Source organism: uncultured Intestinimonas sp. (assembly GCF_944387725.1).
GTDB lineage: Bacteria > Bacillota > Clostridia > Oscillospirales > Oscillospiraceae > Intestinimonas.
On the sequence record NZ_CALXGA010000079.1, the window covers coordinates 1 to 8,697 of the forward strand.

Below are 8,697 nucleotides of genomic sequence, written 5' to 3' on the forward strand. Positions count from 1 at the left end.
ATGTCCCCGGCGTAGGCCTCCTCGATGATCTCCCGCTCGGCGGCCATGAGCTGCTGGGGCCGGGAGAGGCGGAGCTTTTTGCCCCCCTGGACGTGGTAGACCTCCTTGTCGGCCTCGAACTTCCCGGAGACGATGCGGAGGAAGGCGATGCGGTCCCGGTGGGCCTTGTTCATGTTGGCCTGAATCTTGAAGACAAAGCCGGAAAAGTCGTCGTCCAGGGAGTCGACGACCAGATCCCCGGCCCGCCGGGGCAGGGGGGGCGTGGTCATGCGGAGGAAGTGCTCCAGGAAGGGCTCTACCCCGAAGTTGGTGAGGGCGGAGCCGAAGAAGACCGGGGAGAGCTTCCCGTGGCGGACCCGGTCCAAGTCAAACCCGGCGGCGGCGCCGTCCAGGAGCTCGATCTCGTCGGTGAGCTGCCGGTGGAGGCCCGGCCCGATGAGGCCGTCCAGGTTGGGGTCCCCCAGCTCCACCTCGGCGGCGGTGGCGGCCTTGGACCCGCCGCTGCTGGTGAAGTGGATGATCTTCTTCGAGCCCCGGTCGTAGACCCCCTGGAAGTCCTTCCCGCAGCCGATGGGCCAGTTCACCGGGTAGGTCTCGATGCCTAGCTCCTTCTCCAGCTCCTCGCAGAGCTCAAAGGGGTCCCGGGCCTCCCGGTCCATCTTATTGATGAAGGTGAAGATGGGGATGTCCCGCTGGGCGCAGACCTTGAAAAGCTTCCGGGTCTGGGCCTCCACGCCCTTGGCGGCGTCGATGACCATGACGGCCGAGTCGGCGGCCATGAGGGTGCGGTAGGTGTCCTCAGAGAAATCCTGGTGGCCCGGGGTGTCCAGGATGTTGATGCAGAAGCCCTCATACTGGAACTGCATCACCGAGGAGGTCACCGAGATGCCCCGCTGCTTTTCGATCTCCATCCAGTCGGAGGTGGCGGCCCGGGCGTTCTTCTTGCCCTTGACCACGCCGGCCTGGGCGATGGCCCCGCCGTAGAGCAGAAACTTTTCGGTGAGGGTGGTCTTGCCGGCGTCTGGGTGGCTGATGATGGCAAAGGTGCGCCGGCGGGAAATCTCAGCTTCGTATTTGGACAAGGGGACGGCCTCCTCATTTCTCAGGACTGAATCCGCGGGTTCTGACCCGCAAGTTTTTTCATTTTATCACAATCCCGCAGGAAATTGCAAGGCGGCCTGGAAAGATTTCCACGGCGGTCCCCTTCCCGGCGGGACGGCTCGGGCAGCGAAAGAAATTCCAAAAACCCCTTGACAAGTGGGGGGTAGTGTGTCTATACTGTATATGCTGGATATATACAGTACGACATCTCGAGGTGGAGTCATTGGACATCATCATCAGCAACAGCGCCGGCACGCCCATTTACGAGCAGATCACCCAGCAGGTGAAGGGCCTCATTCTGCGGGGGGAGCTGCGCGAGGGGGAGGCCCTTCCCTCCATGCGGCTGCTGGCCAAGGAGCTGCGCATTTCGGTCATCACCACCAAGCGGGCCTACGAGGAGCTGGAGCGGGAGGGCTTCCTCACCACCGTTCCGGGCAAGGGCTGCTTTGTGGCGGCCAGGAATTTGGAGCTGGTCCGGGAGGACTGCCTCCGGCGGATGGAGGAGCGCCTCTCACAGGCGGTAAACATCGCCAAGGGGGGCGGCATCACTCTGGCGGAGATGACCGGTGCGCTGAACATTTTGTATGGAGACGAGTGATATGACAAACGCCATTGAAGTCAGGGGCCTTTGCAAGGACTACGGCGATTTTCAGCTCAGGGACGTGGACCTGACCCTCCCCGGCGGCTCCATTCTGGGGCTCATCGGGGAGAACGGGGCGGGGAAGTCCACCACCATCAAGGCCATTCTGGGCCTCATCCGCCGGAACGGGGGCTCCATCCGAATCTTCGGACGGGAGATCCTGGGGGACGACCCCTCCTATAAGGAGGACATCGGGGTGGTGCTGGACGAGGCGAGCTTCCACGACCCCCTGAAGGTCCCCCAGGTGGGGCGCGTCCTCTCGGGGGTCTACCGGGACTGGGACAGCGCCCGCTTCGACGCCTATGTGGAGCGCTTCCGGCTCCCCCGGGACAAGAAGATCAAGGAGTTCTCCCGGGGCATGAAGCAGAAGCTCTCCATCGCCACCGCCCTCTCCCACCACCCCAGGCTGCTGATTCTGGACGAGGCCACCTCCGGCCTGGACCCGGTGGTCCGGGACGAGCTGCTGGACGAGTTCCTGGCCTTTATCCAGGACGAGGACCACGCCGTGTTGATCTCCAGCCACATCACCAGCGATTTGGAGAAGGCCGCCGACTATGTGACCTACCTCCACCGGGGGCGGGTGGCCCTCCAGGGGGCCAAGGACGAGCTGCTGGAGACCTACGGGCGGCTGGTCTGTTCCAGGGCCGACCTCCAGAAAATAGACCCGGCCCTGCTGCTGGGGACCCGGGTGAATCAGTTCGGCTGCGAGGCCCTGGTGAAGGACCGCCGGGCCTTCCAGCGGCGCTGTCCGGGGCTCACGGTGGACCCGGTGAGCCTGGAGGAGATTATGGTATTTACGGTCAGGGGGGACGGGAAATGACGGGTCTGGTGCGAAAGGACTTCTATCTCTCGGTCAGTATGTTCAAAAGCTATGTGCTGGTGGCGCTGGTCTTTGCCATGCTCACCTTTGCGGGGATCTACGACAGCTCTTTTTTCGTGGCCTATGTGTCGGTGATGTGCATCATGATCCCGGTGAACCTTTTTGCCTATGACGAGCAGGCCCGGTGGGACAAGTACGCCGCCGCCCTGCCCGGAGGGCGGCGGGGCGTGGTGATGGCCCGATACCTCTTCACCACTCTGGTCTGTGTGGGCTCCATGGTCTTTTCCATCCTTCTCCACCTGGCGGCGGGCCTGGCCTCCGGCGCCCAGGCCCAGGAGCGGATGGACCTTCTCCTCAGCGGCCTCATACCCGCCGCCTACGGCTGCCTGATGAACGCCGTCCTTCTCCCCCTCCTCTTCAAGTTCGGCTCCCAAAAGGGGCGGCTCTATCTGCTTCTGGCCTTGGGTCTGGGGGCGGGCCTCATTTTCGGCGGACTCACCGCCCTTAGGGAGATGGGCCTTTCCCTCAGTCAGTTAGAGTTTCCCCTGGCGGCGCTGCCGGCTGTGGGCCTGCTGGCCCTGATCCCCTCCTACTTTGTCGCCCTGGGGATCTTCCTGAAAAAGGACCTGTGACGGCAAAAAATTCCCTTCGGAACCTGTCCGAAGGGAATTTTTTTGTTATCTGGGCCGGGAGATGGACTCGATGGCCCCGGCGTCCTGGAAGGGGAGGAGGATGAAGAGGGCCTTGCCCAGGACGCACCGCTCGTCCACCACCCCCAGCTCCGGGGAGCGGCTGTCGGTGGAGTTGTTGCGGTTGTCCCCCATGACGAAGACGGAGCCCTCGGGGACCTGCACATGGGTGGCGAAGCTCTCGGGGAGGGCCCGCATGACCTCCAGGATATAGGGCTCGTCCAGGGCCACCCCATCCACATAGACGGTGTTGGCGCTGTAGTCAATATCCACCGTCTGGCCCCCCACGGCGATGATGCGCTTGACGATGGGGGCGCCCTCCCGGAAGGACTTGGTGCTCAGCACCACCACGTCCCCCTGGGCCGGCTCATAGCCGATGGACTGGAGCAGAAGCATGTCCCGGTCGTGGAGGGTGGGCATCATGGACTCCCCATCCACCCCGATGACCCGCCCCACAAAGGTGAAGACCAGGATGAGCCCCACCAAGGCCATCACCAGGGCCTGAAGCCAGAAGTAGAGGTCCACCTTCACGGCGTCGGCGCCGGAGAGGGCGGCTTCCGCCTCTGGCTCCTCCGCCGGGTTGTAATTCCGTTCCTCTGACAAGGGCGATCAACTCCCAATTGAAAAAGTAGCGTTATTATATCCCAGTTTGGAGGAAAAAGCAAGGCCGGGCCCGGTCATTGCGCCCCCCCGGCCTGCTCCATCCAGCGCTGTTCCCGGCTGTGGCAGGTGAAGAGGAGGACCTGCCGCTCCCGGGAGAGGTCCCGCAGGCAGTTCAGGGCCAGGGCCATCCGGCTGTCGTCAAAGTCGCTCAGAGCGTCGTCCAGCACCAGGGGGGCGGGGTCCTCCCCGGGGAGGGCCAGCTGGCACACCGCCAGCCGCACCGCCAGATAGAGCTGGTCCACCGTGCCCCGGGACAGGGTCAGGGCCCGCCGGGGCCGGATGTCCCCGGCCTCCCTGGCGGAGGCCTCCAGCTCCCGGGTGAGGGTCACCTCCTGGTACTTCCCCCCGGTGAGGGCGGAGAAGATCGCCCCCGCCCGCTGGTTCAGGGCGGGAGAGAACCGGGCCCGGAGCTGGCCGTTGGCCTCCTCCAGGGCCTCCAGGGCCAGGGTCAGGGCCTGATACTCCTGCCGCCGGGCCTCCAGGTCCTGGGACAGGGCCTCCCGCCGGCCCCCCAGCTCCTCCGGGTCCCCCAGGGCTGTGCGCTGGCCCCTGGCGTGGGAGAGGGCCTCCCGGACCCGCTGGAGCTCCCCGGTCACCGCCGAGAGGGCGGCGGCGGTCTGCTGGGGGGTGTGGGTCATGGGGGGCGGCGGGGCGGGGGCCTTTCCGCCCTGTGCCTGCCGGAGGATGACGTTGTTCTCCGGCGTGGGCTCCGGCAGGGTGTCCAGGAGCTTCCGGGCCCCCTGGACCTTCACCCGGGCGGCGGCCAGGCGCTCGCCCAGGGTGAGGGCCCGGGACAGGGCGGTGGAGACCCCGAAGAGGTCGGTAGCCGCCGGGGCGAAGCCGTGGACGAAGGCCAGCAGCTTTTGCAGCAGGGCCTCCCGCTGGGCGGTCAGGTCCCGGCGGGCCTCCTCCGCCGCCTGGGCGGTCCGGCGGGCCTCCTCCGCCGCCAGCCGCTTCTCCCGGTAGGCGCGGGCCTGTTCCAGGATGCCATCTGGGTCCTCCACGCCGTAGCGGGCGAGGAGCCGCCGGCCCTCCGCCCGCCGTGCCGCCGCCTGCCGGCGGGCCGTCAGAAGGAGGGCCGCGCCGGCGGCCGCCGCCACAGCGGCAGCTGCCAGAAGCAGGGGCTGCCGGAGAAGCCCCGCCCCGGCGCCCAACGCCCCGGCGGCCAGCAGAAGGAGGACGCCCGCCGCCGGAAGGCCCCTTCCGGTGCGCCCCGCCAGCGCCCGGACCCGGTCGGCGTCCCGGCTGGCCTTGTCCCAGGCCTCCTCCGGGTCCAGGCCGGAGAAGCGGGGATCTTCTGCTTCGGCCTGCGCCGCCTCCAAGGCGGCCTGCGCCGCCTCCTGCCGGCCCCGGGCCTCCTTGAGGCCGGCGGAGAGGGCGTTGAAATAGGCCAGATCCCCCTGAGCCTCTCCCAGGGCCTCCTTGTCCGGCAGGGGACCGGCCTCCCGCTCCAGGGCGGAGAGCTGGCTCTGGGCCTCCTCCAGGTCCTGGGCGGCGGACCGGTACTGGTCCAGGCGCACCCAGTCCTGCCGGGCCCGCTGGGCGGCCTGCTCAGCCTCCAGCTCGGTCCTTCGGGCCTCCAGGGCCCCGGCCTGGACCTCCGACTCCTGGAGGAGCCGCTGGTTCTGGAGGGCGGCGGCGCACTGGCGCTCCACCTCTCCCAGCTCCCCCTCCAGCTTGGGAATGAGGCCGGTCTTGTTGTGCTTCCGGCGGTTGAGCCAGCCCTTCAGGGTCTGCTCCGCCTCGGAGAAGGACACCCCCTCCTCCCCGGAGGAGACCAGGGCGGCGATGCGCCGCTCCAGCTCCGGGTCGGCGTCCACCGGAAGGCCGGACTGGCCCACAAAGGCGCTGCGCTGGAAGACCTCCCGGCCCACCCCCAGCAGGGTTTCGCCGCAGTTCTCCCCGGTGAGGCCGGGGATGGGCTCCCCGGTGGCGGCGTCCACCGCCTCGAAGCCTCCGAAGGGAGAGGCTCCCCTGGCAAACCGCCGGAGGAGGATGTCCCGGCCCCGCCAGGTCAGCAGCATCTCCCCCGCCATGGGGGAGCCGGACCAGGGGGCGTAGCGGTTCTTTTCGGCCAAGGTGGTCTTGGTGTCCCGCTCCCGGGTGGGGATGCCGTAGAGCATGGCCCGGAGGAAGGCGCACCAGGTGGACTTTCCCCCCTCGTTGGGGGCCTGGAGGATGTTGAGTCCCTCCCGGAGCTCCAGGACGGCCCCCTCCAGCCGGCCGAAGGTGGCGGTCATGCGTTTGATCTTCATGGGCGGCAGTCCTCCCCGTGCTCCAGAGCCGCCAGGCCGAAGCGGACGGCCAGCTCCAGCCCCTCCCGCTCCTCCGCCCCGGCGGCGGAGATGCGCGCTCTCATGTTTCGGAGGAAGAGGCCCGTCAGGGTGTCCTCCTCCGCCCGCTCCCACAGGTCCCGGCGGACCCGGGTGCGGTCCCGGACCTGGGCGCTCCAGCAGCAGCTTTGGGCCAAGGCCTCCAGGGGGGGCAGGTCCACCCCCTCCAGGCCGCTCTCCCCGGTGAGGACGAAGCGGAGGATGTCCGCCCCGGCGCCGGCGGGGAGGGCGGCGGCCAGGGCGGCCTCCGGGGTCTCGCCGCCGGAGAGGTCCACCTCCACCACCCGGTAGCGGCGGCGGGCCAGGGGGACAAACTCGGCCTCCACCCCGCCGGCGTCCACGGTGACCCAGAGGCAGCCCTTTTCCTCCAGCTCGTCGAAGCCCCGGCCCTCGGGACAGCCGGGGTAGGCCCAGGCGGTCTCTCCCGCCCGCTGGAGACCGGAGCAGGTGTGGACGTGGCCCAGGGCCAGATAGGCAAGGCCCGAGGCGGCGATCTCCTCCCGGGGGAGGGGGCCGTAGCGGCCCCGGCCGTCCACCTCCCCGTGGAGGACCCCCAGGTGGACCCGGCCGTCCGCCGGGGCGGCGAAGCCGGCGAGGGGGGAGTCCTCCCGGGCCGGGGCGGTAAAGGCCGCCCCCCATACGGTGCAGTTCAGGTCCGGCAGCTCCAGGGGCTCCAGGGCGGCCTGGGAAAAGAGATGTACGTTCTCCGGCCAGGAGAGGACCCGGTAGGGGGACCGGGCGGCGTAGAAGTCGTGGTTGCCGGGGGCGATGCAGACGGGACAGCCGGTCTGGCCAAGGGCCCGGGCCAGGGCCCGGGTGGTCTCGGCGTAGGTGTCGCCGCTGTCGAAGAGGTCTCCGGCCAGGAGGACCAGGTCGGCCCCCCGGTCCCGGGCAAGGGCGGCCAGGCGGCCGGGCAGGTCCCGGAGCTCCTCCCGGCGCTGCCGGGCCCGGTCCGGGGGCAGGCCGGTGAAGGGGGCGTCCAGGTGGAGGTCCGCCGCGTGGAGAATGTGCAGCATGAGGCAGCTCCTTTCATGGGTTTGCGTGGGGGGAGGTCACTCCCCGATGTCCACCCGGGTCACGGACAGGCAGCGGCCCGTGCCGGTGTCGATGGAGAAGACGGCGCTCTCCAGCTTCCGGGGGCCACCGGCGGGCTCGAAGCGCATGGGCAGGCCCCCCAGGAAGCGGTTGACCGCCTGCTGGCTCCGCATCCCCAGCACCGAGTCGGCGGGGCCGGTCATGCCCAGGTCGGTGAGAAAGCCGGTGCCCCGGGGCAAAATCCTGCCGTCGGCCGTGGGGACGTGGGTGTGGGTCCCCCAGACGGCCTGGACCCGGCCGTCCAGATAATACCCCATGGCCCCCTTCTCGCTGGTGGCCTCGGCGTGGAAGTCCACCAGCCGGATGTCCACGTCCAGGCTCCGCAGGCAGCGGTCAGCCACGGTGAAGGGGTTATCCGGGTTGGGGTCCATCTCACACCGGCCGATGAGGTTCAAAACCCCCACCCGCATCCCGCCCGGGGTCTCATAGACCCCCAGCCCCCGGCCGGGGACCCGGCTGCTGAAGTTGGCCGGCCGCAGGAGCCAGGGCACGTCGTCCAGCAGGTCCTTGATCTGGATGCGGTTCCAGGTGTGGTTGCCCAGGGTGATCACGTCGGCCCCGGCCTCGTGGATGGCCTTGGCCTGCCGGGGCAGGACGCCCAGGCCGGAGGCGTTTTCCCCGTTGACCACGGTGAAATGGATGTTATTGAGCCTTTGCAGGGGGCGCAGGTGGTCGAGGAGGAACGCCAGCCCCTGCTCCCCCACCACGTCGCCCACGGCCAGCACATTGAAGATCATACCCAGGACTCCTTTTCCATAAATTCCACAGGGCAATATTATATGCGATTTTTCGGGAAAAAGCGAGAGGGATTTGCGCGGAGGAATCCGCACGGTCCTCCCGGGGACGGCAAAAGGGCGCTGCGTCAGGCAGCGCCCTTTTGATGGGCCGGAATTTACTTGTGGTCCACAGAGCTCATATACTCGATGAGGTCCACCACCTTGTTGGAGTAGCCCCACTCGTTGTCGTACCAGGCGACCACCTTCACGAAGGTGTCTGTGAGGGCGATGCCGGCCTTGGCGTCGAAGACGGAGGTCCGGGGGTCGCCGATGAAGTCGGAGGAGACCACGTCCTCGTCGGTGTAGCCCAGAACGCCCTTGAGCTCGCCCTCGGAGGCCTTCTTCATGGCGGCGCAGATCTCGTCATACTTGGCGGGCTTGGCCAGGTTCACGGTGAGATCCACCACGGAGACGTCCAGGGTGGGGACACGCATGGACATGCCGGTGAGCTTGCCGTTGAGGGCGGGGATGACCTTGCCCACGGCCTTGGCGGCGCCGGTGCTGGAGGGGATGATGTTGCCGCTGGCGGCGCGGCCGCCGCGCCAGTCCTTCTTGGAGGGGCCGTCCACGGTCTTCTGGG

Annotated in this window: 8 protein-coding genes and 1 pseudogene; 3 read left to right on the forward strand and 6 right to left on the reverse strand. The window is 68.2% G+C overall.

Going from position 1 to position 8,697, the window contains the following annotated elements; genetic code table 11:
- Positions 1–1,082 (reverse strand): peptide chain release factor 3 (locus Q0K09_RS09615; RefSeq protein ID WP_294475715.1); only part of this gene is annotated, 1,082 nt, incomplete at its 3' end.
- Between the two features lie 242 nt (positions 1,083–1,324).
- Between Q0K09_RS09615 and Q0K09_RS09620 the strand changes: the two genes are divergently transcribed.
- Genes Q0K09_RS09620 through Q0K09_RS09630 form a run of 3 tightly spaced genes read left to right on the forward strand, consistent with a single transcriptional unit; the run spans position 1,325 to position 3,193 of the window.
- Positions 1,325–1,699, forward strand: a complete 375-nt coding sequence (locus Q0K09_RS09620; RefSeq protein WP_294475716.1) for a GntR family transcriptional regulator — start codon at positions 1,325–1,327, stop codon at positions 1,697–1,699.
- Between the two features lies 1 nt (position 1,700).
- A complete protein-coding gene (locus Q0K09_RS09625; RefSeq protein WP_294475717.1) occupies positions 1,701–2,561 on the forward strand; it encodes an ABC transporter ATP-binding protein in 861 nt (286 codons plus the stop codon).
- A complete protein-coding gene (locus tag Q0K09_RS09630) occupies positions 2,558–3,193 on the forward strand; it encodes an ABC-2 transporter permease (protein ID WP_294475719.1) in 636 nt (211 codons plus the stop codon). The genes Q0K09_RS09625 and Q0K09_RS09630 overlap by 4 nt, the downstream gene beginning before the upstream one ends.
- Positions 3,194–3,238: 45 nt before the next feature.
- Here Q0K09_RS09630 and lepB read toward each other — a convergent pair whose 3' ends face one another.
- The 5 genes and pseudogenes from lepB to Q0K09_RS09655 all read right to left on the reverse strand — a co-directional run.
- Complete coding sequence (lepB, locus tag Q0K09_RS09635) at positions 3,239–3,853, reverse strand: signal peptidase I (protein ID WP_294475721.1); 615 nt, start codon at positions 3,851–3,853, stop codon at positions 3,239–3,241.
- A gap of 74 nt (positions 3,854–3,927) precedes the next feature.
- Positions 3,928–6,168 (reverse strand): AAA family ATPase, encoded by a 2,241-nt coding sequence (locus tag Q0K09_RS09640; protein WP_294475723.1) that lies wholly within the window; start codon positions 6,166–6,168, stop codon positions 3,928–3,930.
- On the reverse strand, positions 6,165–7,262 hold the full coding sequence (locus Q0K09_RS09645; protein ID WP_294475725.1) for a DNA repair exonuclease: 1,098 nt from the start codon (positions 7,260–7,262) through the stop codon (positions 6,165–6,167). The genes Q0K09_RS09640 and Q0K09_RS09645 overlap by 4 nt, the downstream gene beginning before the upstream one ends.
- A gap of 36 nt (positions 7,263–7,298) precedes the next feature.
- The gene (locus tag Q0K09_RS09650; protein ID WP_294475727.1) at positions 7,299–8,078 is read right to left on the reverse strand and encodes a TIGR00282 family metallophosphoesterase; all 780 of its coding nucleotides are present in this window, start codon (positions 8,076–8,078) and stop codon (positions 7,299–7,301) included.
- Between the two features lie 155 nt (positions 8,079–8,233).
- Positions 8,234–8,697 (reverse strand): annotated as a pseudogene (locus Q0K09_RS09655) (type I glyceraldehyde-3-phosphate dehydrogenase); the annotation flags it as partial.